The organism is Vreelandella xerophytica (assembly GCF_968048975.1).
On the sequence record NZ_OZ309106.1, the window covers coordinates 3,191,982 to 3,216,399 of the forward strand.

General features: G+C 61.8%; 24 protein-coding genes. 10 read left to right on the forward strand and 14 right to left on the reverse strand.

Annotated features, from left to right (window positions below; translation table 11 throughout):
- The first annotated feature begins 45 nt into the window (after nt 1-45).
- Both ACWF8S_RS14940 and ACWF8S_RS14945 read left to right on the forward strand, forming a co-directional pair.
- Nucleotides 46-459, forward strand: a complete 414-nt coding sequence (locus ACWF8S_RS14940) for a MerR family transcriptional regulator (protein WP_447556606.1) — start codon at nt 46-48, stop codon at nt 457-459.
- 26 nt (nt 460-485) lie between these two features.
- Nucleotides 486-2,720: a heavy metal translocating P-type ATPase gene (locus ACWF8S_RS14945; protein ID WP_447554192.1), complete on the forward strand. Its 2,235-nt coding sequence runs from the start codon at nt 486-488 to the stop codon at nt 2,718-2,720.
- Between the two features lie 80 nt (nt 2,721-2,800).
- Here the strand turns inward: ACWF8S_RS14945 and ACWF8S_RS14950 are convergent, their stop codons facing one another.
- Nucleotides 2,801-3,694 carry a LysR family transcriptional regulator gene (locus ACWF8S_RS14950; protein ID WP_447554194.1) on the reverse strand — a complete coding sequence of 298 codons (894 nt, stop codon included), beginning with the start codon at nt 3,692-3,694 and terminating at the stop codon, nt 2,801-2,803.
- A gap of 115 nt (nt 3,695-3,809) precedes the next feature.
- On the opposite strand from ACWF8S_RS14950, the gene gstA reads away from it, so the two are divergent.
- Nucleotides 3,810-4,445, forward strand: coding sequence for a glutathione transferase GstA (gene gstA / locus ACWF8S_RS14955; protein ID WP_447554196.1), 636 nt, complete (start codon nt 3,810-3,812; stop codon nt 4,443-4,445).
- Here the strand turns inward: gstA and ACWF8S_RS14960 are convergent.
- The 11 genes from ACWF8S_RS14960 to ACWF8S_RS15010 form a co-directional block, all read right to left on the reverse strand.
- Nucleotides 4,408-5,025, reverse strand: coding sequence for a YitT family protein (locus tag ACWF8S_RS14960; protein ID WP_447554197.1), 618 nt, complete (start codon nt 5,023-5,025; stop codon nt 4,408-4,410). The genes gstA and ACWF8S_RS14960 overlap by 38 nt on opposite strands.
- Nucleotides 5,026-5,053: 28 nt before the next feature.
- A complete protein-coding gene (locus ACWF8S_RS14965) occupies nt 5,054-6,859 on the reverse strand; it encodes a single-stranded-DNA-specific exonuclease RecJ (RefSeq protein WP_447554198.1) in 1,806 nt (601 codons plus the stop codon).
- 6 nt (nt 6,860-6,865) lie between these two features.
- A complete protein-coding gene (gene thrC / locus ACWF8S_RS14970; protein WP_447554199.1) occupies nt 6,866-8,254 on the reverse strand; it encodes a threonine synthase in 1,389 nt (462 codons plus the stop codon).
- Nucleotides 8,255-8,259: 5 nt separating this feature from the next.
- Nucleotides 8,260-9,576 (reverse strand): homoserine dehydrogenase, encoded by a 1,317-nt coding sequence (locus ACWF8S_RS14975; protein WP_447554200.1) that lies wholly within the window; start codon nt 9,574-9,576, stop codon nt 8,260-8,262.
- A gap of 78 nt (nt 9,577-9,654) precedes the next feature.
- Nucleotides 9,655-10,422, reverse strand: a complete 768-nt coding sequence (locus tag ACWF8S_RS14980) for a DsbC family protein (protein ID WP_447554202.1) — start codon at nt 10,420-10,422, stop codon at nt 9,655-9,657.
- A gap of 5 nt (nt 10,423-10,427) precedes the next feature.
- Complete coding sequence (xerD, locus tag ACWF8S_RS14985; RefSeq protein WP_447554203.1) at nt 10,428-11,309, reverse strand: site-specific tyrosine recombinase XerD; 882 nt, start codon at nt 11,307-11,309, stop codon at nt 10,428-10,430.
- Nucleotides 11,310-11,422: 113 nt separating this feature from the next.
- A complete protein-coding gene (rplS, locus tag ACWF8S_RS14990; RefSeq protein ID WP_106375767.1) occupies nt 11,423-11,779 on the reverse strand; it encodes a 50S ribosomal protein L19 in 357 nt (118 codons plus the stop codon).
- Nucleotides 11,780-11,920: 141 nt separating this feature from the next.
- The gene (trmD, locus tag ACWF8S_RS14995; RefSeq protein ID WP_447556607.1) at nt 11,921-12,682 is read right to left on the reverse strand and encodes a tRNA (guanosine(37)-N1)-methyltransferase TrmD; all 762 of its coding nucleotides are present in this window, start codon (nt 12,680-12,682) and stop codon (nt 11,921-11,923) included.
- Between the two features lie 56 nt (nt 12,683-12,738).
- Complete coding sequence (gene rimM / locus ACWF8S_RS15000; RefSeq protein WP_447554204.1) at nt 12,739-13,281, reverse strand: ribosome maturation factor RimM; 543 nt, start codon at nt 13,279-13,281, stop codon at nt 12,739-12,741.
- Between the two features lie 92 nt (nt 13,282-13,373).
- A complete protein-coding gene (gene rpsP / locus ACWF8S_RS15005) occupies nt 13,374-13,622 on the reverse strand; it encodes a 30S ribosomal protein S16 (protein WP_007111767.1) in 249 nt (82 codons plus the stop codon).
- Nucleotides 13,623-13,949: 327 nt separating this feature from the next.
- Entirely contained in the window at nt 13,950-14,948 is a 999-nt protein-coding gene (locus tag ACWF8S_RS15010; protein WP_447554205.1) for a LacI family DNA-binding transcriptional regulator, read from the reverse strand.
- Nucleotides 14,949-15,202: 254 nt separating this feature from the next.
- Here ACWF8S_RS15010 and ACWF8S_RS15015 point away from each other — a divergent pair, with 254 nt between their 5' ends.
- From ACWF8S_RS15015 to ACWF8S_RS15035, 5 genes are read left to right on the forward strand one after another with little or no spacing between them, the layout of a single operon-like run.
- On the forward strand, nt 15,203-16,237 hold the full coding sequence (locus tag ACWF8S_RS15015; protein ID WP_447556608.1) for an ABC transporter ATP-binding protein: 1,035 nt from the start codon (nt 15,203-15,205) through the stop codon (nt 16,235-16,237).
- Nucleotides 16,234-17,373: an extracellular solute-binding protein gene (locus ACWF8S_RS15020; RefSeq protein WP_447554206.1), complete on the forward strand. Its 1,140-nt coding sequence runs from the start codon at nt 16,234-16,236 to the stop codon at nt 17,371-17,373. The genes ACWF8S_RS15015 and ACWF8S_RS15020 overlap by 4 nt, the downstream gene beginning before the upstream one ends.
- A gap of 57 nt (nt 17,374-17,430) precedes the next feature.
- The gene (locus ACWF8S_RS15025) at nt 17,431-18,306 is read left to right on the forward strand and encodes an ABC transporter permease (RefSeq protein WP_447554208.1); all 876 of its coding nucleotides are present in this window, start codon (nt 17,431-17,433) and stop codon (nt 18,304-18,306) included.
- Nucleotides 18,303-19,115 carry an ABC transporter permease gene (locus ACWF8S_RS15030; RefSeq protein ID WP_447554210.1) on the forward strand — a complete coding sequence of 271 codons (813 nt, stop codon included), beginning with the start codon at nt 18,303-18,305 and terminating at the stop codon, nt 19,113-19,115. Before ACWF8S_RS15025 ends, ACWF8S_RS15030 begins: the two co-directional genes overlap by 4 nt.
- Nucleotides 19,116-19,142: 27 nt before the next feature.
- The gene (locus ACWF8S_RS15035) at nt 19,143-19,913 is read left to right on the forward strand and encodes a metallophosphoesterase (protein WP_447554211.1); all 771 of its coding nucleotides are present in this window, start codon (nt 19,143-19,145) and stop codon (nt 19,911-19,913) included.
- A 62-nt stretch (nt 19,914-19,975) separates the two neighbouring features.
- On the opposite strand, the gene ffh is transcribed toward ACWF8S_RS15035, so the two are convergent.
- Complete coding sequence (gene ffh, locus ACWF8S_RS15040) at nt 19,976-21,394, reverse strand: signal recognition particle protein (protein WP_447554212.1); 1,419 nt, start codon at nt 21,392-21,394, stop codon at nt 19,976-19,978.
- A 200-nt stretch (nt 21,395-21,594) separates the two neighbouring features.
- Between ffh and ACWF8S_RS15045 the strand changes: the two genes are divergently transcribed.
- The gene (locus tag ACWF8S_RS15045; RefSeq protein WP_447554213.1) at nt 21,595-22,392 is read left to right on the forward strand and encodes a cytochrome C assembly family protein; all 798 of its coding nucleotides are present in this window, start codon (nt 21,595-21,597) and stop codon (nt 22,390-22,392) included.
- An 82-nt stretch (nt 22,393-22,474) separates the two neighbouring features.
- A complete protein-coding gene (locus ACWF8S_RS15050; protein ID WP_447554214.1) occupies nt 22,475-23,749 on the forward strand; it encodes an HlyC/CorC family transporter in 1,275 nt (424 codons plus the stop codon).
- Nucleotides 23,750-23,761: 12 nt separating this feature from the next.
- Here the strand turns inward: ACWF8S_RS15050 and ACWF8S_RS15055 are convergent, their stop codons facing one another.
- Nucleotides 23,762-24,391, reverse strand: coding sequence for a 1-acyl-sn-glycerol-3-phosphate acyltransferase (locus ACWF8S_RS15055; protein ID WP_447556609.1), 630 nt, complete (start codon nt 24,389-24,391; stop codon nt 23,762-23,764).
- Between the last annotated feature and the right edge of the window lie 27 nt (nt 24,392-24,418).

Genomic DNA, 24,418 nt, shown 5'->3' on the forward strand with positions numbered 1-24,418 from the left:
AATGGTGAAGCGACCATGCAGTCCAGTACCGCGAACGCCAGCACGATGAAAGTCAGCGAGCTTGCCAGGCTCGGCGGCGTGACCGCCGAGACGGTTCGCCACTATAGCCGGGAAGGACTTCTTCGCCCGGCTCGCCATCCTGACAACGGCTATCAGCTTTTCAACGAGCAAGATCTTGAGCGCCTTGGTTTCATTCAGCGCTCGCGAACCCTTGGCTTCAGCCTGGCGGAAATTCGCGACATCCTCGCCCATGCCGACCAGGGTGACTCGCCCTGTCCGCTGGTGCGCGACCTGCTGGCCAGCCGCCTGCCCCAGGTACGCGCACGCATAGAGGAACTCGAAGCGCTCGCAAAACGCATGGAGCAGGCGCTCGCCAGCTGGCAGACCATGCCCGACGCCACCCCCACCGGCCACAGCATCTGTCGGCTTATCGAAAGCTTTCCCGAAACGCCCACATGAAATCACATGCACCCGTTGAAACATCATTGGATAAGAGCCCGCAGCGCTTTCTAATTCGCGGGATGAACTGCGCCGGCTGCGTCAAGAGCGTGGACCGCGCGCTGAACCAGACCCCGGGCGTCACCCGGGCCACGGTCAATTTCGCCACCCAGACCGCCGAGGTGGTCGGCGATGTCGAGCCGCGCGTGGTATGCGATGCAGTGGCTGCCAGCGGCTACGGCGCCGAGCCGATCATCGACTTCAGAAAGGCCGAGCAGCGCCGCCAGGCCCGGGAAGCGGCGACCTATCAGGCGCGTCTTCGCGGCGGCCTGCTGTCGCTGGCCGTGGCGCTGCCGCTGATGCTTGGCATGCTGATCCATCACCCGGCCCCCATCGGCGCGGGCCGGGTGTACTGGCTGGCGGTGGGCCTGGTGACGCTTCTGGTTCTGGCCTTTCCAGGGCGGCACTTCTATACCAACGCCTGGAAGCAGTTGATCCACCGCCAGGCCAATATGGATACGCTGGTGGCCATGGGCACCGGCGCCGCCTGGCTTTATTCGATGGTGGTGGTGCTGTTTGCCCCCTGGCTGCCCGAGGTGGCCCGAGGCATCTATTTCGAAGCCTCGGCCATGGTGGTAGGGCTTATTCTGCTGGGCAACGCCATGGAACTTCGCGCCCGTGGGCGTACCAGCCAGGCCTTGAAGCAGCTTCTGGAACTGCAGGGCAGAACCGCACGAGTGGAGCGCAACGGCGAAACTCTTGACGTCGACGTGGACGAAGTGGTGCCCGGCGACAGGCTTCGCGTGCGCCCCGGCGAGCGTCTGGCGGTGGATGGTATCGTGCTCGAGGGGCAAAGCTACGTGGATGAGTCGATGCTGACCGGGGAGCCGTTACCGGTTTACAAGCGTGCAGAGGCAGCACTTAGCGCCGGCACGGTCAACGGCGACGGCAGCCTCTTGTACCGCGCCACCCACGTTGGCCGGGATACGCGTCTGGGCCACATTACCGAGCAGGTCGCCCATGCGCAAAGCTCGCGCCCGCCGATCGGCAGGCTGGCCGATCGCATCTCTGCCATTTTCGTGCCGGCGGTGATGATACTCGCCGTGGCGACCGCGCTTGTCTGGTTCAACCTGGGCCCCGAGCCGCGCGCGCTGCATATGCTGATCACCGCCACCACGGTACTGATCATCGCCTGTCCCTGTGCGCTGGGCCTGGCCACGCCGCTTTCCACCATGGTGGGTATCGGCAAGGCCGCCGAGCAGGGTGTGCTGATCAGAGACGGCGAGGCGCTGCAAAAGGCAAGCCAACTGACCACGCTGGTAGTGGACAAGACCGGCACACTCACTGAAGGCAAGCCACGGGTCACCGAGGCCTTCATTGTGCATCCTGAAAGGGCCTGGGTGCTGGGCGCCATTGACGCTCTGGAGCAGCGCTCGCAGCACCCGCTGGCCAAGGCGCTGTGCGCCTACGCAAGCGCCCAGCAGGCAAGCTGCGTCGCCCTTGACGAATTCGACAGCGAAACCGGCGCCGGCGTGAGCGGAAAGACCTTGCGCGGCGATACCCTGCTGCTGGGAAGCGCGCGACTTCTCGAGCAGGCCGGCATCGACCTGGAGCAGGCAAACGCGCACATCGCGGAGCTTGAAGCGAAGGCCCGCTCGATCGTATTCATCGCGATCAATCAGGAACTTGCCGGAGTGATCGGCATCAGCGACCCGGTGCGCCCGGACGCTGGAGCAAGCGTTGCCCGGCTCAAGCAAAGCGGCCTTCGCGTGGTGATGCTCACCGGTGACAACCGGCATACCGCGGCGGCGGTGGCCCGGGAAACGGGTATCAGCGAGTTCAGCGCCGGGCTCTCACCCCAGGACAAGTTTGCCGAGATCGAACGCCGCCAGGCCGGTGGCGAGATCGTCGGCATGGCCGGCGACGGGATCAACGACGCCCCGGCGCTGGCTCAGGCGGATGTCGGTTTTGCCATTGGCAGCGGAACGGATATCGCCATGGAGAGCGCCGGCGTCACCCTGATGCACGGCTCGCTTCACGGGGTGGCCACCGCCATCGAACTCAGCCGGGCCACCCTTGCCAACATCAGGCAGAACCTGGCGGGCGCCTTTGGCTACAATCTGCTGTGCATTCCCGTGGCGGCCGGCATTCTCTATCCCTTCACCGGGATGCTGCTGTCGCCGATCATCGCCGGGGCGGCCATGGCGCTCTCCTCCATCACCGTAGTGAGCAACGCCAATCGCCTGAGGTTCTGGCGACCCAGCAAACCGGAGGCGTCATGAACATAGCGGTCAATCTGGCAGGCCTTGCCGTGATCGGGCTGATCATCTGGTGGTTCTGGTTAAGTTGAAGACTCATGACCTTACTTGAGCCTCCCTGGATCAAGGGAATGGACCATATGCTGCCAGAATGCTTCAACTGACTTACTAACATCGGGAAAACTTCTAGCAACTAATCCAAAGTATCGATAAACGTGAGGGGACAAAGGGTAATAGCGAAGACCGCTGGTATCCTTTGGTAGAACTGACTCGGGCACTATGGCAACCCCCATGCCTTCTCTTACCAGCACGCAGGCACTTGCCCAATCTTGTACCTCCACGCGAATATCGGCGAACTGGTGCCCGGCATCTTCAGCCAAACGCACACCATTGATATGACAGCCACCCGTTGCATGGATATAGGGCTGCTGCGTTAACGATGCGAAGTCGATTCCGAGCTCGCTTGATCGGCGCGCCAGCGGATGTACGTTAGGGACCAGAACTACCCAGGCATCGCTACCCAGCATGAGTGCATGTCGATCAGAAGACGGATTTAGCGTAACGCCCAGGTCAATCGTGCCACTCTCCAGCCAAGCATCCACTTCACTATCACTTCCCTCCAAGAGAGTGATATCGATCCCTGGATAACGTTGGCGAAATCTCGCCAAGTGACTGACTAAACGTGTCGTAATGATGGAGGGAAAGCAGCCGATACGCACGCTTGCCCCCTCCAATCCCTGGCGATCATCCGCAAGAGTACGGATGGCATTGAAGCTCTCCAGCATGTCATACGCGTGTTTGAGGATCTGTTCACCAAATGCAGTGGGCGTCACATCCTGACGATTACGAGTGAACAGTTTGCCACCGAGTGTTTTTTCGAGCTGAGCCAGCGCCTGACTGGCTCCTGACTGCGTCATGCCTACACGCTCGGCCGCATTGGAAATCGTGCCTGTTCTACCAATGGCGATCACTAAACGCCAGTGAGATAAGTTCATCATGCCATTAGCTCAACTAATACCTCATTAATGAGATATTAATTTAACAGCCACGAGCACCTTCAGCACACTTGCCAATACGCTAGTTAGATAATTTTACCGCCATTCAGGAATTGACATGAAACTGTACTACGCCCCAGATGCTTGTTCACTGGCGCCGCATATCATGTGCCGTGAACTAGAAACTGACTTTGAACTCGTGCGTGTCGACAATATAACCAAGTTGACGGAGGATCAGCGCAACTTCTGGTTGATCAATCCCAAGGGGTATGTCGCAGCTCTAGAACTTGACGATGGCACAGTGCTCACTGAAGCGCCGGTCATACTGACGTATCTCGTCGATACGGCCGCTCTTCAACGCTCACCGGCCACTCACCTGACACGCTATCGCCTCCAGGAGTGGCTTGCTTTTATCAACAGCGAATTACATGCAGGGCTGGCACCTCTGTTCAACGCCGATTTACCCGAGGCTGCCCAACGGATGTTTCGGGATAAAACCGCGCGTCGAATCGACTATCTTGAAAGCGCCCTGGAGCAAAGAGAGTACTTGATGGGAGATACGTTTAGCTCGGCCGATGCCTACCTTTTCACGGTTTTACGCTGGTGCAGTCGCTTTCACCTCGAGCTGGTTCAATGGCCATCGCTTATTCGCTACATGAAGCAAATCGCTGAGAGACCAGCCGTGAAGACCGCGCTGGCCATTGAAGCCGCCCAAATCAGCTCACCCCGATATAACGCCCCGGCTTGTGGTTGAGGGCGATGATCAAGTTGAGCGTCACGGCCCCCAGCACCGAGTAGCCCACCCGGTCGAGCGGCAGCTGGGTGAGTGCGAGCAGCAGAATCAGCCCATCGATGCCCAGTTGCACGTAACCTGCGCGCAGGCCGTAGCGCGCCTGCAGGTAAAGCGCCAGGATGTTGATGCCGCCAAGGCTTGTGCGGTGGCGAAAGAGCATCAGCATGCCGATTCCCATCAGCGCCCCGCCCATCAGCGCTGCATACAGCGACGGCACGTACTCGAAGACCACCCAGCCCTGGGTCAGCTCGGAGAACAGCGACACCAGGCCGATGGCAACAAAGGTGCGCAGCGTGAAGCTCCACCCCATGCGCTTGATCGCCAGGTAGTAAAACGGCAGGTTGATGGCAAAGAACCAGACTCCGAACCCCCACTGGGTGACGTAGTTGAGCAGCAGCGCCAGACCCGCCGTGCTGCCGGTCAGCAGTACTGCCTGGGTATAGAAGGTAACGCCGAGTGCCACGAACAGCGTGCCCAGCAGCATGGCCATCACGTCTTCGTAAAGGCGGTGCGGGTCCTGGGGAAGCTCGTCCACGCGCATGGAGTGTCCTCTTGTCTGTCGCGCCGTTCTAGACGGCGTCGGCGTACTCGATCATCAGTTGAAGCGACTCCCGCCCGCGCCAGCGGTTGCGGTTGAGCTTGTAGGCACAGCGCAGCGTATCGCCGACGCTGAAGGCGGGCAGCTCGCCCGGGGTCAGGGCGCGAAACCAGATCGCCTTGCAGGTGACAGGACCGCTCGAGAGTTCCATCATCAGATGAGTACCCTCGCCCCCCACCGGGCGCAGCGCCTCGACGATAAACTCGCCCTCGAACAGCGGCGACTCGAACTCGCGCCCGTAAGGGCCGAGCGCGTCGATCTCACCTAGCGTGAGAAGGTTCAACTGCGCCGGGGAGAGCTCGCCGTCGGTCAATAGTCGCGGGTAGAGAGGTTCACTGCCCAACTGTTCGGCGACGGCTTTCAAAAACGCTGTCTTGAACGCGTCCAACTGCTCGACGGGTACGCCCACCCCTGCCGCGCCGCTGTGTCCACCAAACCGGGGCAGCGCCTCGGGGGCCAGCTCGAAGGTGCGCTGCAGAGCGTCGCGCAGGTGAAGCCCTTCCACCGAGCGTCCAGAACCGGTGAGCATATCGGGCGCGACGGCGCGCGTCAGAACCACTGCCGGGCGGCCATAAGCCTGGACCAGACGCGAGGCGACAATGCCCTGGACGCCCGGGTGGCCGTCTTCCAGCAGCACCACTACCGCAGGCTCTTCAGCCTCGATCGCGCCCAGCGCAAGTCGGCGCGCCTCTTCTGCCATCTCGGCCTCGATCGCCTTGCGCGACTGGTTATCCTGGTCGAGCACTTCAAGCTGACGGTTGGCGACTCCATCGCTTGTGGCCAGCATGTAGTGCAGCGCCGCGTAAGGATCATCGAGTCGCGAGCGGGCGTTGATCCTGGGTCCCATCTGAAACGCCAGCGTTTCGGCATTGAACGGTACACTGTCTGCGCCCAGTCGTGTTGCCATGGCCCGCCAGCAGGCGGCGTCCATACGATTGATCAGGGTAAGCCCATGACTGACCACCGCGCGATTGGCCGGGCTCGCCCCGAGCGAGACGCAGTCGGCCACGGTTCCCAGCGCCACATAGGAGAGCCAGGGGGAAAGCTTGGGGGTGGCGTCACTCAAGACGCCCCACTCGATCAGCACGCTTCGGGCCAGCGACATCAAAAGCCACGCCACCATGCACCCGGCAATGGTCTTGTCCGGGTAATCGCAGTCGCTTCGCGTGGGGTTCACGCAGGCGTAGGCGGATAGCGGTGGCCCCTCCAGGGGCAGCGCGTGGTGATCGCTCACCACCACGTCGATCCCTGCTTCCTTGAGACGCGCGATACGCGGCTCGTCACTACTGCCGCAGTCGGCGGTAATCACCACGCTGGGCCTTGGCTTGAGCGCGAGCGTGCGCTCGACCAGCGGCAGGCTGATGCCGTAGCCGTCGTTGATGCGGTGCCCGATCAAGCTGTGCAGCTTGTGCTCGGGCACGCCAAAAAGCTCCACCAGCGTGCGCCGTATCACCACGTGGGAGGTGATGCCGTCCACGTCGTAGTCGGTCAGAATACCGATCGACTCGCCCTCGGCCACCGCCTGGGCAATACGCTCGGCCCCGCGTCGGCCGTGAGCGAGTCTTTCGGGGTGAGTCAGATAGCGCAGGCTGGGCGATACCAGCGGGCCCAGCGGCTCTTGATAGCCAGGCAGGCGCGAGGCAAGAAGCCGCGCCTGCAGCTCGGAAAGGCCCTCTGCCTGCGCCCGGACATAAACCGCCTCGTCCACCGGACGAGGCTCCATACGGGGGCGACTGGCATTGGCAAGCGTTGTCGGGGCGGCGCTCAAATCGGTCATCGCACCCTAACGCCGGTTATCCACAACGAACTGCTGAACGGCGCCAAGCTCGGCGGGCAGTACCGTGTAGCGCTCTTCACGCTCCAGCAGATCATCCATGTGGGTGGGCAGCGGCACGCCCTGAAAGCCTGCCTTCACCACGGCTTCGGCAAACTTGGCCGGGTGCGCGGTGGCAAGCGTGATCATCGGCGTGGATTGATCAATACGGGCGCGCTCGGCGGCCCGGTAGCCGGTGGCGGTATGCGGGTCGAGCATCTCGCCGGTGCGGTGGTGTGCCTCACGAATGACTTCCAGAATGGTCGCATCATCCACGCTGTAGCTTGCGAACTTCTCGCGCAGCCTTTCAAGCGGCGCCTCGGCAAGGGCAGTGGGCTCTTTCTGGAAGCGCTCCAGAAGTGCGGCCACGGCAGCACCGTCGCGCTCGTAAGCGTCGAACAAGAGCCGTTCGAAGTTCGACGACACCACGATATCCATGGACGGCGCGAGTGTGGCCTCGAGCTCCTTCTTCGAGAAGTCGTTGGCGGCAAGCGTGCGATGCAGGATGTCGTTGGCGTTGGTGGCGATGACGAACTGCTTCACCGGCAGGCCCATCCTGTACGCCATGTAGCCGGCAAAGACATTACCGAAGTTGGCCGAGGGCACGCAGAAGCTGACCTCACGGTGCGGCGCGCCGAGTGCCACGCCAGAGGCCACGTAGTAGACGATCTGCGCCATGATGCGCGCCCAGTTGATCGAATTGACCGCGACCAGGCGCGTGCCCTGGAGGAAGTTCTGGTCGGCGAAACTTGCCTTGACCATCGCCTGGGCGTCGTCGAAGTTGCCTTCGATGGCGATGTTGAAGACGTTGTCGGCCAGCACCGAGGTCATCTGGCGCCGCTGTACCTCGGATACCCGTTTGTGCGGATGGAGGATGAAGATATCCAGGTTGTCGCAGTGGCGACAGCCCTCGATCGCGGCCGAGCCGGTATCTCCCGAGGTCGCGCCCATGATCACCGCGCGCTCACCGCGCTTTTTCAGGAAATGATCCAGCAGGCGGCCGAGCAACTGCAGCGCCACGTCCTTGAACGCAAGCGTCGGGCCGTGAAACTGCTCGAGCAGGAAATGATTGGCGCTTAGCTGCTTGAGCGGCACCACCGCATCGTGGCTGAAGGTGGCGTAGGCCTCGGTCACGATAGTGCGGAAGGTATCGTCGTCGATTTCACCGTTCACGAACGGCTTCATCACCCGAAAGGCGATCTCGGCGTAGGAGAGCCCGGCCATCTCGGCCAGGTCGTCCCTGGAAAGCGCGGGAATCTCTTCGGGTACATAGAGGCCGCCGTCGCTTGCCATGCCGGTAAGCACGACTTCCTCAAAGGAGAGCGCGGGCGCCTGCCCACGCGTGCTGATATAGCGCATTCGGGTTACTCCCCTTCATCCAGGCTTTCCACGCGAATGCGCGTGACGTGCCCGGCGATATCGGCCATGGCTTCGATTTCGCGAATGGCTTCGTTCATCTGCTTCTCCTTGGTGCGGTGAGTCAGCAGGATGATCGGCACCAGTTCGCCCTCGGTCGCCTCTTTTTGAATCAGCGCTTCGATGGAGATGCTCTGTTCAGCCAGGATGGTCGCCACGCGCGCCAATACACCTGGGCGGTCCACCGCCAGAAGGCGCAGGTAGTAGGCCGTGGTGATGTCTTCCATCGGCATGATGGGCAGTTGGCTGACATCTTCATCGATACCGCTGAACGCCAGATAAGGCACGCGGTAGTGATGATCGGTGGAGATATCCCGGGCGACATCGAGCAGATCCGCCACCACGGCAGACGCGGTGGGCTCGGCACCGGCGCCGGCACCGTAGTAGAGCGTCGGGCCGACCGCATCGCCCATCACGGCGATGGCATTCTTTACACCGTGCACGTTGGCCAGCAGACGTTCCTTGGGAATCAAGGTGGGGTGAACGCGCAACTCAAGGCCCTGATCGGTACGCTTGGAAATCCCCAGGTGCTTGATGACGTAGCCCAGGTTATCGGCCTGTTCGACGTCTTCGGCGGTAATCCGCGAAATGCCTTCGGTAAAGGCTTTCTCGAACTGCAGCGGTACACCGTAGGCAATCGAGGCGAGAATGGTCAGCTTGTGGGCAGCGTCGATCCCTTCGACATCGAAGGTGGGGTCGGCTTCGGCGTAGCCGAGTGCCTGCGCCTCGGCCAGCACGTCTTCAAAGGCGCGACCTTCATCACGCATATGGGTCAGGATGAAGTTGCCGGTGCCGTTGATGATACCCGCCACCCACTCGATACGGTTGGCCCCCAGGCCCTCACGCAGCGACTTGATGACCGGAATGCCGCCGGCCACGGCCGCTTCGAACGCGACGATCACGCCCTTCTCATGGGCGGCCTTGAAGATCTCGTTGCCGTGTACCGCAATCAACGCCTTGTTGGCGGTAACCACGTGCTTGCCGTTGGCAATTGCGGTGAGTACCAGCTCGCGGGCCATGTCATAGCCGCCGATCAGCTCGACCAGCACGTCCACGTCGGGGTTGGTGGCCACTTCGAACACGTCGGTGGTGGCATTGATACCGGTAATGTCGCAGTCGGGATGAATACTGCGGTGAGCGACCTGCTCGATCACAATGGGCCGGCCCGCACGACGTGCAATATCGTCCGCATTACGCGTCAATACGTTGAACGTGCCGCCACCGACGGTTCCCAATCCACAAAGGCCTACTCTTACCGGTTTCAAAATACTTCCCCTCTTGATGCGCACCCAGGGTGCGGCGTCTTGACGTCTAAGTTTGGCGTGCGCCACCTTGGGTGGCGTTTAATCGTCTAAGCCTAACATGCCCACCAGCCTGTCCGGGGGAACAAATCCCGGCACCATCTGGCCATCGGGTAAAATAATCGCTGGCGTGCCCTGCACCCCCAGCGCCATGCCCAGTTCATACTGCTCGGCGACCGGGTTGTCGCAGTCGACGCTGCCCGAGAGCGACTGGCGCTGCTGGGCACGCGTCATGGCTTCACTGCGATTGTCCGAACACCAGGCCTTCTCCAGCGTGGCGGCCGCATCGCTCTCCATGCCGGCTCTGGGAAAGGCCAGGTAATGTACCGCAATCCCCCGCTCGTTGAGCTCCGGCACGGTTTCGTGAAGGCGCTCGCAGTAAGGGCAGGTCGGGTCGGTGAAGACCACCACGGTGGCCTGGGGCTCGTCCACGCCCCGATACACGAAGCGTTCGGACTCCGGCACGGCGGCCAGGGCGTCCATGCGCTGCTGGTTCTTCGCCTGCTCGGTCAGATTGACCAGCCCCTGATCGGCGTTCTGATACAGATCGCCCACCAGAAAGTAGCTGCCGTCGGCGTTGGCATAGAAGGACTCGCCGCTTTCCAGACGCACCTGGTAGATCCCCTCCATGGGGGTCTCGGTCACTTGTTCAACCGGCATGGGCTGGCCATTCACTTCCAGACGCTCGGTCAGCGCCGGAGGGGCGGCGTATACACCTGCCGACAGAAAACCCGCACCCAGCAGACAAAGCGGCGCAAGCCGCTTGCCGATCAAGGAGCCTCGCTGGAGAGACGTCGTGCGTTGACGCATGGTATTCAACCTCTAGGATGATGATCTGCGTGCAGCTGCTCCAGGCGCGCCTGGGCAACGTGCGTATAAATTTGCGTCGTGGACAGGTCGCTATGTCCAAGCAGCAGCTGTACGACCCGCAAATTGGCCCCATGATTCAATAAATGGGTCGCAAAGGCGTGGCGCAGCGTATGCGGCGACAGCGGACGCGTGATGTTCGCGGTCACGGCGTGAATCTTGATGCGGTGCCAGAAGGTCTGTCGCGTCATGGCCTTGTCGGCCCGACCGGGAAACAGCGCAGGCCGGGTAACATCCTTCATCAGCACGGGCCTTGCGTCGGTCATGTAGGTTTCAAGCCACTGGGCCGCCTCGTCGCCCATGGGCACCAGCCGGTCCTTGTCGCCCTTGCCACGTACGCGTACTACTCCCTGGCGAAGATTGACCGCGTCGCTTGAAAGCCCGACTAGTTCCGATACGCGAAGGCCGCAGGCGTAAAGAAGCTCCAGCATGGCGCGGTCGCGCACGCCAAGTGCCGTGGCGATATCCGGGGCCAGCAAAAGCCTTTCCACTTCATCCTCGTCCAGCGTGCCGGGCAGGCTTGCACGCACCCGGGGCAGCGCCACCTCGGCCAGCGGGTCGCGCTCGACCTGACCTACCAGCTGCGCCCAGCGATAGAAACTTCGCAGCGACGAGAGCAGCCGGGCGTTGCTTCTAAGCTGATAGCCCGCCGCCTGGCGCTCCTCGAGCCACTCGGGACAGCGCGTAGCGTGGGGGGCCAGCACGTTTTCATCAAAGCGGGCCAGATAGTGCTGCCAGGCGATCAGATCGCGTCGGTAAGCCGCTAACGTATGATCGCTTGCGCCTTGTTCGAGCCACAGGGCGTCTAAAAAAGCTTCAATATCGTTCATAGGTTAACGCTTCTGCTCTGATTTGAACGGCGTCAATGAAAAACCCCGCCCCGCAAAGCGGAGACGGGGTTCGTGTATCCAGGCGCCCGGACGGCGCCTGCAGAAAGCGGCGATTAAGCCAGCTTTTCCTTGATACGTGCCGACTTGCCGCTACGCTCACGCAGATAGTAAAGCTTGGCCTGACGAACGTCACCGCGACGCTTGACTTCAAGCGAGTCCACCAGCGGGCTGTAGGTCTGGAAGGTCCGCTCAACGCCCACACCGTGAGAGATCTTGCGCACGGTGAACGCGGAGTTCAGGCCACGGTTACGCTTGCCGATAACCACGCCTTCGAAGGCCTGCAGACGCTCGCGGGTGCCTTCCTTGACCTTAACCTGAACGACGATGGTGTCGCCGGGAGCAAAAGAAGGGATCTCTTTACCCATCTGCTCGTTTTCGATCGCCTGGATCACCTTGTTCTTGCTGCTCATCTTCATACTCCTAAATAACGTAATGGCTTGCCACGCAGTTGTGGAAGGGGCAAACCGTGATCCCGGCGCTCGAAACGAGCCACGCGGGAGTCGTTATGGGTGACGCAGGTGCCTGTTGCTGCCCTGCACCGCCGCCCCGGGCTACCCGTCAGCCTGGGCGTGTTCTTCGATAAACTCGTCAAGCAGACGCTGCTGCTCACCGTCAAGCTCGCGCCCTTCCAGCAAATCGGGCCGGCGCTGCCAGGTTCTGCCCAACGACTGCTTCAACCGCCAGCGCTTGATGGCACCGTGATGGCCGCTCAGCAGCACATCGGGCACGCTCTTGCCGTCGATCATTTCCGGACGGGTGTAGTGCGGGCAGTCCAGCAGACCGTCGTTGAACGAGTCTTCGATGGCGGAGTCCTGATGCCCCAGCACGCCGGGTATCAGCCTTGCCGCCGCGTCGATCAACACCATGGCCGGCAGCTCGCCGCCGCTCAACACATAGTCGCCAATCGACCATTCCTCATCGATGTCACTTTCCACCACACGCTCGTCGACTCCCTCGTAGCGTCCGGCCACCACCACCAGGGGGCCGGCACTTGCCAGGGTCTCGACGCCTTTCTGGTCAAGCTTGCGCCCCTGAGGTGACAGATAGATCACTCTGGGAACCTGACCGGTCAGCGCCTGGCCTTGAGCCTTCGCATCGTGGATCGCGCCGCGGAGCGTGTCGACTTTCATCAACATGCCAGGGCCGCCGCCGTAAGGCCGATCATCCACACTGCGATGCTTGTCCGTGGCGTAATCCCGCGGATTCCAGAACTTGAGCTCGATCTGGCGTCGCTCGATTGCCCGGCCCACCACCCCTTGCCGGGTAATGGCTTCGAACATCTCGGGAAAAAGCGATACCACGCCGATCCACATCGCAGGAGCACCCTGCGCGCCATTGCTGCCGGACGTGTCGGTACTCAAATCCGTACTCAAAACTCAGGATCCCACTCGACGATCATCCTGCCTTCGTCAAGATCGACCTTGAGCACCACGTCATCGGGCAGAAAGGGCACCAGCCGCTCGCGCCTGTCGATCGCCTCGCTATCGCCGCGCACCACCATGACATCATTCGCGCCGGTTTCAAACAGATAGCTTATCTGTCCCAACCGCTCGCCTGACACAGTAAAGACCGCAAGACCTTCAAGCTCGTGCCAGTAGTACTCGTCGTCAGCAAGTTCGGGAAGCACGTCCTTGGGCAGTAGAATCTCGGCCTGGGCCAGCGCTTCGGCGGCCGTTCGGTCGTTGATGTCCTTTAACTGCACTACCAGCGCCTTGCCCTGCTGACGCCCCTGAATGACCGGCATGCGTGTAAGGGTCTCCCCCTGGCGCACCCACCACTCGGGGTAGCTCAAAATACTGTCGACAGGATTTGTGTAGGAGTAGACCTTGAGCCAACCCTTCACCCCGTGGGGGCTGGTCAGCTTGCCGAGCACTACGTGCTCATCTGTCTGGTCGGCGTCTAACCGCGTCATTGACCAACGCTCCTACAGTGCATTACCACGAAACTGCCATCCTATGAACCGTATTGCTGTCCGCTCGTATTGCCTGCGAACGTCAAACAGACTCAGGCCTGCTTGCGTGCTTCTTTAACCAGCTCGGCAACGCGACCAGAGAGCTGGGCGCCCTGGCTCTGCCAATGAACAACGCGGTCCAGATCGACGCGCAGACGCTCTTCCTGACCACGGGCAACCGGGTTGAAAAAGCCGATACGCTCGATGAAACGGCCATCACGGGCGTTACGCGAGTCGGTAACAGTCAGGTGGTAAAAGGGACGCTTCTTGGCGCCACCACGTGCCAAACGAATGGTAACCATACGATAACTATCCTTCGGTTGAGGTTACGAGAGTGGGGCATGGCGTAGATCGCCATCAGAACACTCATCATGCAGTTTTCCGGTACATTGCCTGCCTGGATGTCACTGCTTTATCCAAGTGCTTGCTTTGTACCCTTTTATCGCTTCATGGGCAGGGTAAAACGGCGCGCTTGACGCATCGTTTGCCAACACCCACGCATGAAGAGGCCGCATTCTACGCAAGTGCGCCCGACTTGGAAAGCCTGACAGCCAGAAAACTCATAACGCGTCAACCGCACACCCGCCTTTACCAGCATGCTTTTTTTGCTGTGCAATACCCAAAAGACATCATGCGCTTTCGCGCACCACCATCGCCCCCTCTACGCGTACTACCTCGGCCTTTAAAGCGGGCGCAAGAATACGCTGCTCTAGAAGACGCAGTGCTTCAAGAGCGGTCTTTTCCACAGGGTTGACGATAGTGGTCAGCGGACAAGGCCCCCAGGCCGCTGCCGGCACGTCGTCAAAGCCGGTAACGGCCAGCTCGACCGGAACACGAATACCCAGGCGTCGGGCGGTTTCCAGCACGCCAAGCGCCATGGCATCGTTGGCGCAGACAACGGCGTCGATGCGCGGGGTCACGCTTAAAAGTGTGCGCGCAGCGTCGACGCCGCTTGGCCACGAGAAATCGCCCCGCGCCGTGACGACAAACTCAAGCCCCGCCTGCGCCAGCGCCCGTTCGCTGCCGCGCTGGCGCTCCTGGTCAGAAAAGGCGTCTTCACGTCCGCCAAGCCAGGCAAACCGTCGGCGCTCTTGACCCACCAGTCGCGCCACGAGCTGCGCCATGCCCGCTTGATTGTTACAGCACACCGCGTCCACACCAGCGTTTTCCAGCACGCGACCGACAAGTACCAACGGCGCGCCGGAAGCCCGACAGAGATCGGCCACTTCAGGACTCACCGACCCCGCTGCCACGATCGCGCCGTCCACCTGGTAGGCAAGTGCGTGGTGGATCATGTCCAGCATATTGCCGCCCCGGGCCGCAGGCAGCAGCAGCGGCTGGTAGCCGCGCTGGGTCAGCACCTGAAGCAGATGCTCCAGAAGCCAGGCTTCATAAGGCTTCGAGACATCCCCCACCACTACCGCGATCAGCCCGGTTCGCTGCCCGGTCAGCCCTCGAGCGATCAGGTTGGGACGATAGCCGAGCGAGCGGGCAACGGCCAATACGTGCTCGCGCTTTTTCACCGAGACCGACGCCCCGGGCGTGAACGCCCGGGAAACCATGGCTCTGGATACGCCCGCCGCCGCCGCCACGTCGTCGGCCGTCACACGGTTTACCTGATGCTTCATACATCCCCTCTATCGTTTGCCTCCAGCGTATGCCGATACGGGCCAGCGCCAGGCGCGATATCGATGCCGTGATGAAAGTTCGTCTTGAACAGGTCGTCTTGAAAGGTCTTTCGGGAAAACCGTTCTAAAAAGCTGTTCTAAAAAGCTGTTTTGAAAACGACATTAAAGCGTCATGGAGCGCTTTTAAGATCGGCGTACTGACTATTTGCACGCGCTTTCAAAATACGTGTTTTATGAGGAGTCTGCCAGTGACGATGAACGCACTGAGCCTTAGCGATGTAACGGTCGACCTTAAACAGCGGCGCATTCTGGAGCGCGTAAGCCTTGAGGTGTCGCCGGGCAGCTTTACCTGCCTGCTGGGGCCTTCCGGCTGCGGGAAGACCACACTGCTGCGCGCCATTGCCGGTTTCACCCCGTTGAGCGGTGGTGATATTCGTCTGGGCGCGCGCTCGATTGCCCACCTGCCACCCGAAAAGCGCCAGACCGCCATGGTATTTCAGTCCTATGCGCTCTGGCCGCACATGAGCGTGAGCGACAACCTGGCCTATCCGCTGAAACTTCGCGGGGTGCCAAAGCCTGAGCGCGTCCGACGCGTCGGCGCCATGCTCGAGCGCCTGGAACTTGGCGGTTTCGAGAGCCGTTCGGTGACCCAGCTCTCAGGCGGGCAGCGCCAGCGTATCGCCCTGGGCCGGGCGCTGATCATCGACCCACCGCTTTTGCTGCTTGACGAGCCGCTCTCCAACCTGGACGCCGCCATTCGCCGTAGCCTGCGAGGCGAGCTTCGTCGTCTGCAGAAATCCCTGGGGCTGACCACCATCATGGTTACCCACGATCAGGAAGAGGCGCTGCAGATGGCCGATCAGATCGTGCTGATGCGTGCCGGGCACGTGGTGCAGGTCGCCTCGCCCCCGACGCTCTACCAGACCCCGGCCGACCTGGACGCCGCACGCTTTCTGGGGGTGGATAACACCATCGAGCGCACCGCCGAGGACCCCGCCGCCCTTCAACACGCCACCACGCTGGGCTTTCGCACCCGCGAAGCGCGCATTCTCGAAGCCCCCTTGGGGGGCGCCCTGCGCCGCCAGGGGCGGGTAAGCGAGTGCATCTACACCGGGGAGGGCTATCAGGTCACCCTGGAAACTCAAGGCCAGACGCTCTGCGCATCCTCGCCCGCGCCGATCGAGCCTGGCCACCTGGTGACCTTGCAGGTACCCCAGAAGGCCTTGATGCCCTTTGGGCCGGATCACCGATATTTGCCATCACTCAACGTACAGGAGCATATCGCATGAAAGTCTTCGCCCTTACTCTGGGTCTTTCTCTGGGTCTTTCGGCCCTGTCAGGCCAGGCGGCGGCCGCCACGACTCTGAACGTCTTCACCGCCGGTGACGACAACATGGTGACCTACGTGAACGAATTTCTCGCCCCCCGCTTTGAGGCGGCCCACCCGGAGGTCACCGTCAGGGCATTGGGCACCGGCCCGGGCGATGCAGGCAGCCAGTCGATCTACGAGACCCTGAATGCCCAGCGCAACAAGGAAACCTGGGGAGTGGACGTGGCGGTGGTGCATCAGCGCATGGCCGGGCAGATGGTGGAAGAGGGGCTTTTAAGCGCCTACACCGACGAACTGGAAACCGCTGAGCTTGCCAGCAGCGAAAACGCCCGCAACGCGCTGGGCGTGGACGTACAGGGCTATGTGATGCCGATGTTTCAAAGCCAGATTGCCCTGGCCTACAACCCGGCACTTCTAAAAGCACCGCCCCAAAGCTACGCCGAGCTTGCCGAGTGGGTGAAAGAGCATCCGGGTGAATTCGGCTATAACGGCATTACGGGCGGCATGGCCGGTGTCGGCTTTGTCTTCGGCTGGATGTACGCCTTTACCGACATGATGGAAACGCTGCAAAACGGCCCCTGGGAGGAGAACGCGGAGGAGCACTGGGCCGAGGCGCTGGAAGGTCTTCGTGATTTCAATGAACACGTCACCATGACGCCGGGCAACGCCGGCACCATGGACGCCATGAACCGCGGCGAGATCAGCATGGGCCCGGTGTGGATGGACATGTACTACACCTGGAAAGCCGACGGGCGTCTGAACCCCGACTTCCGCCTGCTGCTGCCCGAGCCCGGCATGCCCGGCCAACCCATGTACTACGTCATCCCCGAGCGTGCCGAACACGCCGATCTTGCCGCCGCGTTCATTGCGCTGGCCACCAGCCCCGAGGTGCAGGCCGAAGGCATAGTGGGTCAGTTCAACTGGTTTCCCGGCATCGACGCCGAGCATGTCCGCGACGAGTTGAGCGAGGCGCAGTGGGAGGCACTCTACGCCGACGTCTCGCCCGACACGCTCGCCAGCCGTGGCCTTTCCATGCCTCAGGCCGACTACTTTCGCGCCATTCTGGAAGCCTACGAGCGCCAGGTAAGCCGTTAACTTCGCGCGATTCATCCCCGGGGGCGACACCGCCCCCTTCACTGGGAAAAAGCGATCATGACCCCCTCTTCCTCTCATGCCGTGGCGCTGACCCCGCGCCGCCAGCGTTTCAAGGTAAGCCTCGGACCACTGCTGATTCTGCCGGCCATGACGGCTATCGTACTGCTGTACGCGGTGCCGCTGGTGCGCTCGCTGGTCAGCGCCTTTCACGACGGCGACGGTTTCACCCTCGACAACCTTGCACGCGCCTTCACCCTTTACGGTCGCGACGTGGTGTTCTCCATCGGCGTCAGCGCAGGGGCGCTCTTGCTCATTGCCGGCCTATCGATTGCCATTGCAGGCTATCTGACGCTGGGCGCCACGCCCTGGGCGGTACGCGTGCTGCGCTGGCTCTACCGCTGGCCGCTGTTCATACCTTTTGTCGTGGCCGGCCAGCTTTCGCGTTCGTTTCTCTCCACCAACGGCATGATGAACACCGCGCTGATCGAGACGGGGCTGTTGACGGCGCAAGACGCACAGAGCTTTCTGGACTGGCGGGGGCTAATCCTCACCTTTGCCTGGAAGCAGACCCCCTTTGTCACGCTGCTGCTGGCCGGGGCCATGGCCTCGGTCGAACAAAGCCACAGTGAGGCGGCGAGAAACCTCGGCGCCGGGCGACTGCGCTGTCTTTTCACCATCGTGCTGCCCCAGGCCGCTCCGACGCTCTGGGTCGGGCTCATCCTATCGCTGGTGGCCATGCTCTCGGTGCTTTCTGTGCCAATGATGCTGGTGTCGGGCAACCCGAACATGATGACGACCATGATGGCGCACCGGATCACCTATTACGGCGATTACGGCATCGCCAACGCCCTGGGACTCTTCTCCTACGCCTTGACCGCCGTGACCGCCTGGGTCTATCTGCGTCTGACGCTCAGCCAGGAGGCTCGCCAATGAACGCTACGCGATGGGCCTCCCACCTAGGCCTTGGCCTGTTGCTAGGGCTTCTGGCCTTCATCATCTTCGGCCCGCTCTTGAACCTGGCGCTCTGGGCCTTTGCCGAACAGTGGTTCTATCCGAACACGCTGCCCACCCAGTGGGGATTCAGCTTCTGGGAGCGGGTCTTTCGTCCACGCGCCGGGGCCTGGGCGTCACTTTTCAACACGCTTACGGTTGCTCTTTCGGCGGTAGCGCTGGCCATGGCGCTGGCGGTGCCAGCGGGCTATGCCCTGGCGCGTCTGGCGCTGCCCGGCCGCCACGCCATCATGCTGCTGTTCCTGTTGCCCCAGGCGTTTCCCAACCTGCCCATCTTCGTCAATATCGCGGCCATCTTTTATCAACTGGGGCTCAACGGCACGCTGGTCGGTGTGGTGCTGGTGCACACGCTGCCGGGGCTCGTCTATGCGGTATGGATCGCCACTGCCGCGTTCGCCGCCGTGGACCGCTCGCTCGAAGAATCTGCCCGCAATCTGGGGGCCTCACCCTTGCGCGCCTTTTTCGATGTGACGCTGCCTCAGGCGCTGCCGGGGCTGCTCGCCGCGTCCATCTTCGTGTTTCTGGACAGTATCGATGAGTTCACCGGCACGTTTTTCGTCGGCGCGCCGGAAATCACCACGCTGCCGCTTTTGATGTTCAACGCCTCCATGGGCGGGAATTACCAGGTCGCCGCCATTACCGCGCTGATTCTTCTGATTCCCTCCATCGGCTTCATGTTGGTGATCGAGCGTTTTCTCAAAGCCGACGTTCTATCCCGCATCGGCCGCTAGGCCGGTGTTTACCCGAGCTCACCCGTCATGCTGATTGCCCATCTATCCGATTTTCACCTTTTTACGCAGCGCTCTGAAACCGGCGAGGCTCGCGGTGACATCCTTCAGATCCTCGACGTCCTGGTGGCGGATATCCTTGCGCTGAACCCGCCGCCCGATATCGTCGTGATCAGCGGCGATCTGGCCGACGGCGGCACTCAGGAGGATTACCGGGTTCTTGACCGTCTGCTCGCCCCGCTTCCCATGCCGGTTCTGGCCGTGCCGGGCAACCACGACCGCCGAGACGCGATGCGCGAAGGCCTGGGCGCACGACTTGCCGGCCTTTGTACTGGTGGGTTTCTGAACGCCCGGGTGGAGTTTCCCGGCGTAACGCTGCTGGGGCTGGATTCCGTGGTACCGGGCAGGCCCCAGGGAGCGCTCTGCGCCGAGCGGCTGGCGTGGCTTGAAGCGGCGATTCAGGATGCCCAGGCGCAGACGGTCATCGTCATGCACCACCCGCCGGTGGTGACCGGCAACCCGTACTGGGACCCGTATAGTCTGATCGAGGGCAAGGAGCGCTTTACCGAGCTGCTGGCCGACTCGCCCAAGCGCCTGTTATGCGGACACATCCACCAGCCGTTTCATGCCCAGTGGGGGCCGCACTACGTCGGCGTCGCGGGCAGCCCCGCGTTTGAGTACCACCTGAGCCCGGGAAGCGATGCCCCGCCCCGCCACAGCCCGGTGCCTTTCAGCTACCCCTTGCACTACCTGGGCCCGGATCAGACCGTGAGCGTGTATCGCCGCCACGTCTTTCTGTAGACCCGACACAAGAACGCCCGCCGGGCAGGCCCCGGCGGGCGTTCTTGTGTCTGCGCTGGGACCTAGCGCCAGGGCAAGCCTCCAGGCCCGCCCATGCCGCCCATCCCACCGGGACCGCCGGGACCTCCCGGGCCGCCACCACCCATCATGCCGGACATGCCCCGCATCATCTTCTGCATCCCCCCTTTCTGCCCGGCCTTTTTCATCATCTTCTGCATCTGCTTGTGCTGCTTGAGCAGGCGGTTGAGATCCGGCACCTGAAGGCCTGCACCGGCGGCGATGCGGCGCTTGCGCGAGCCGTTGATGATTTCGGGCTTGCGACGCTCCTTGGGGGTCATCGAATTGATCAGGGCCTCGAGCTTGCCCATCTCCTTTTCCGGGCCGGGCCCCTGGGCCATTTCGGCCATCTGTCCCATGCCGGGCAGCTTGCCGAGCAAGCCGCCCATGCCGCCCATCTTCTTGAGCTGCTGGAGCTGCTCGCGGAAATCCTCGAGATCGAAGCCGTCGCCTTTTTTCACCTTCTTGGCAAGCTTGGCGGCCTTGTCCTTGTCCACCGTGCGCTCGGCTTCCTCGATCAGCGAAAGCATGTCGCCCATGCCGAGGATGCGTGAGGCGACGCGGTCCGGATGGAAGGGTTCGAGCGCATCGACCTTCTCGCCCACGCCCATGAACTTGATGGGCTTGCCGGTAATATGGCGCACCGACAACGCCGCGCCCCCGCGCGCATCACCGTCGGCCTTGGTCAGGATCACCCCGGTCAGCGGCAGCGCTTCGTGAAACGCCTTGGCGGTATTGACGGCGTCCTGGCCGGTCATGGCGTCGACGACGAACAGCGTCTCCTGGGGCGAGATCGCCTTATGCAGCGCCTGAATCTCGGCCATCATCGCTTCGTCGATCGCCAGGCGACCGGCGGTGTCCACCAGCACCACGTCATGGAACTGGATCTTGGCGTGCTTGATCGCCGCCTCGGCGATATCCACCGGCTTCTGATCGGAGCGCGAGGGGAAGAAGTCGACCTCGACTTCCCTGGCCAGGGTTTCCAGCTGGTCGATGGCCGCCGGGCGGTAGACATCCGCCGAAACGACCAAGACCTTTTTCTTCTCGCGCTCGCGCAGGTAACGGGCAAGCTTGGCCACCGAGGTGGTCTTGCCCGCCCCCTGAAGGCCCGCCATCAGGACAACCGCAGGAGAGCCCTTGAGAGAGAGCCCTTCGTTGGCCTCGCCCATGATCGCCTCGAGTTCCTGCTGGACGATCTTGACGAACTGCTGGCCCGGCGAGAGGCTCTTGGACACTTCCTGACCGACGGCGCGTTCACGCACACGCTCGATGAAGGCCTTGACGACCGGCAGCGCCACATCGGCTTCGAGTAGCGCCTTGCGCACCTCGCGAAGCGTGTCTTTGATATTGTCATCGGTCAGGCGCGCCTGGCCTTTGATCGACTTCAGCGTCTGGGAAAGACGCTCGCTCAGATTCTGGAACATGGGGCCTCTGCCTTTGTCGCTGCCGCCGGGCGTATACGCCGCCGGACGTGTGTGAGATCAATTATACGCGCTCAAGGCGCGAGTCTCTATGGCTGCAGTGCCACACGGTGCTGTGCGACGCTTTACGATTGGTTATAGTAGGCGCTAGGCTCTAATCTCACTGATTTTTCTTAACGCGCGAGAAGCGCACGGATAGCATCATGCAGGCGCTCCCTTTCGCCACCATCGCTTTTGTACTCTACATCGCCGCAGCCATCTGGCAGGGCATGACGTTGTTTCGCCGGGTGCCGCCACGCCGTACCATGGTACGTATTCTGGGCGCGCTGGGGCTTTTGCTGCACATCCCGGTAGTGGTGCACCTGATGGGGGAATCGCCGGGGCTGCTGCCGGGCTTTACCACCAGCGCCACGCTCCTGATGGCGGTGGCGGTGAACGTGGTGCTGGTGGCAAGTCTCTTCAAGCCGGTGCTGAACGCCTGTATCGCGCTGTTTCCGCTGGCGGGTGTGGCGCTGATCTTCGCCACCTGGCTGCCAAGCCAGGGCAGCCATACGGGGATGACACCCGGCATTCTGATTCACGCGGCGAGTTCGGCGCTGGCCTTTGCAGTGCTGGCCATCGCGGCGGCTCAAGCCGTACTGCTGGGTCTTCAGAATCAGGCGCTTCGTCATCACCATATTCGGGGCATCGTTCAGTCGCTGCCCCCCTTGACCACCATGGAACGGGTGCTGTTCGAGCTGGTCTGGGCGGGCGTGCTGCTGCTGACCGTCTCGATCGCCAGCGGGCTGATCTTTCTGGACAACTTCTTCGCCCAGCACCTGGTGCACAAGACGGTGCTCTCCATCGCCGCCTGGGTGATCTTTACCACCCTGTTGATCGGCCGCTACCGTTTCGGCTGGCGGGGCATGCGCGCCGTGCGCTGGACGCTGGGGGGCGGTCTCTTGCTGGTACTGGCCTATTTCGGCAGTAAATTCGTACTGGAAATAGTCCTCAACCGTTAGCCGCGCCTTGAGGGAGCGTCCTTGACAGACCCTCCTCATACTTCTACAAACGAGCTTGATACGCCATTAAGGAACTTTCGACTTGAGTGACGACTTCCCGTTGGGATTACTGTTTGGCCTTTTAGCCCTGTTGATACTGCTATCTGCCTTCTTCTCTAGCTCTGAAACGGGCATGATGTCGATCAACCGCTACCGGCTCAGTCACCAGGCCAACAGTGGCGACCGCCGGGCCAAACGCGTCATGCGCCTTCTCGCCCGTCCTGACCGCCTGATCGGCGTCATCCTGATCGGCAACAACTTCGTCAACAACCTGGCGGCGTCGATTGCCACCATCATCGCCATTCACTTTTTCGGCGATGTCTCGGGACCTGCGATCTCGACGGCGCTCTTGACCATTACCATTCTGGTGTTTGCCGAGGTCACGCCGAAAACCTATGCGGCGATCAAGCCCGAGCGTATCGCCTATCCCACGTCTGTTGCCCTCGAGCCTTTATTGAAGCTGCTCTACCCGCTGGTATGGCTGGTCAACGCGGTGTCCAACGGGCTCTTGCGCTTGATCGGAGTCAAGAGCGTGGAGAACGGCGGTGACAGCCTGACCCGTGACGAGCTGCGCACCGTGGTGCACGAAGCGGGCACGCTGATCCCTTATCGTCACCGCGCCATGCTGCTGTCGATCCTGGATCTAGAGAACGTGACGGTCAACGACATCATGGTCCCCCGCCACGAGGTGCTGGGCATCGATCTTGACGACCCGCTGGAGGAGATTCTGGCGCAGATTCGTACCAGCCAGCACACTCGGCTTCCGGTCTACAAGGGCGACATCAACAACATCATCGGCATGCTTCACCTGCGCAACGCGGCGCGTTTTCTCTCCCGGGACGAGGTGACCAAGGCGGCGGTGGTGCAAGAGGCGCGCGAGCCTTACTTCATTCCCGAATCGACCCCGCTACACACCCAGCTCTTGAATTTCCAGAAGCAGAAGCGCCGCATCGGCATTGTGGTCGACGAGTACGGTGATGTAGAGGGGCTGGTCACCCTCGAAGATATTCTCGAAGAGATCGTCGGCGAGTTCACCACCGACGTGTCCGAAGACGAAGAGATTCATCAGCAGGATGATGGCAGTCACGTGATCGAGGGCACCGCCAACATTCGCGAGATCAACAAGATGCTGGGCTGGCAGCTGCCCACCGATGGCCCCAAGACCCTGAACGGGCTGATTCTGGAGCATCTGGAGGCATTTCCCGAAGGACCTGCGTCGTTGCAGATCGGCACTACGCGAATGGAGATTCTGGAAATTCGCGATAACCTGATCACTTCCGCGCGCTGCTGGCCGATGATACGCCTGCCAAGGCGTTAGATTGACGTTCGTTCAAGCCTTGCCATGGGGCGTTTTTCGGCGCCGGGCGACATCCTGATCGCCGGCGGTTTTAAGCGCCCGCACCCGAGCTTCCAGATGATGGCGTAGCGTTGTTCCTTCGGCCTCCTGAATCATGACGGGCGGCCCGAAGTTGAGCGTGACCGGGGCGCGAAAGCGCGAAGGCCACTTCTTGAGCGCCTTGCCATTGCAATGGGAGGTCCACGACCCCCAAAGCCCTGACAATCCAGCAGGAATCACGGGAACGTTATCGCGTGCCAGCATGGTCTCGAGACCACGGCGAAAAGCTTGAATTTCGCCATCCGGGGTCAGACGCCCTTCCGGAAAGACCATTACCACATCGCCCTGGCGAAGCGCCTCGCTTACCTTTTCCAGCGTGCGCCGCAGGCCCGCCGGGGTTCGCCGCTCGGACTCGACCGGTATCGCCCCGACCAGCAAGAACCACCATTTGAGCCAGGGGGAGTCGAAGATCGGCTGATCCATCACGAAACGCAGCGGCCGAGGGCTGCCCCCGCCCAGTACCAGCGCATCCATGAAGCTTACGTGATTGCACACGACCAGGGCCGCCCCCTGGGCCGGCACGTATTCGCGGCCGTGGATACGCAGCCGATAGGTTGAACGCATGGCAAGGTAGATGGCGTAGCGCAGTAC